This window comes from Photorhabdus heterorhabditis (assembly GCF_001280945.1).
Classification (GTDB): Bacteria; Pseudomonadota; Gammaproteobacteria; order Enterobacterales; family Enterobacteriaceae; genus Photorhabdus; species Photorhabdus heterorhabditis.
The window spans coordinates 1-569 of the sequence record NZ_LJCS01000224.1; the positions used below are offsets into that span (position 1 = coordinate 1).

The following is a 569-nucleotide window of genomic DNA, read 5'->3' on the forward strand; positions in this document are numbered from 1 at the left end:
TCCCCCAAGACAGAACCCAGCAGAGGCTTTAACCTGAGTACCAGAAAATTATTCAACAACCGCTCACAGATTTCAGCAAGAGTCCCCATTGCAGCGACCAGATCCGCCGCAAACCGGGTACATGCCTCTGTATTTTCCTTAGGCCACCCAGCCGCGCGCAATGCGGAAATCTGCAACACCATAGAGAAGGTACAACCAATAAAGGGCGGAACATGTGCCAACTGCTTAGCAATATTCTCAACCGAACTGCCCTCTAACTGCGCCAGTTTTGTGCGTAACGTCCTCGGAAACAGCGCCGCACGGATCTCATCGACAGAATGCAAGGTTTTCACCACAGACTTGGCCCGTTCCGCTTCGGGTAAAGCCCGGGTTTTTTCCGCTTCACCTGCGTCTGCCAGCGTAACAAAGTTGAATTCCTGATCCCCCTCCATCGGCAAGCCATCAATCTTCAAACGACGCATTTCAGCATCAACATGGTGACGCAGCTTATCTGAGGAAGCAGGCTGTTTCAGATCCGCCATCAGGCTCAGTTGAGTCACCACCGCGCTGAGAAAATGTTTACGTTTTCC

At 51.8% G+C, this 569-nt stretch carries 1 protein-coding gene; it reads right to left on the minus strand.

Annotated elements, in window-relative coordinates; genetic code table 11:
* Positions 1 to 569, minus strand: a 569-nt coding sequence (locus AM629_RS24155; protein ID WP_161804271.1) for a hypothetical protein, incomplete at both ends; no start/stop codon positions are given.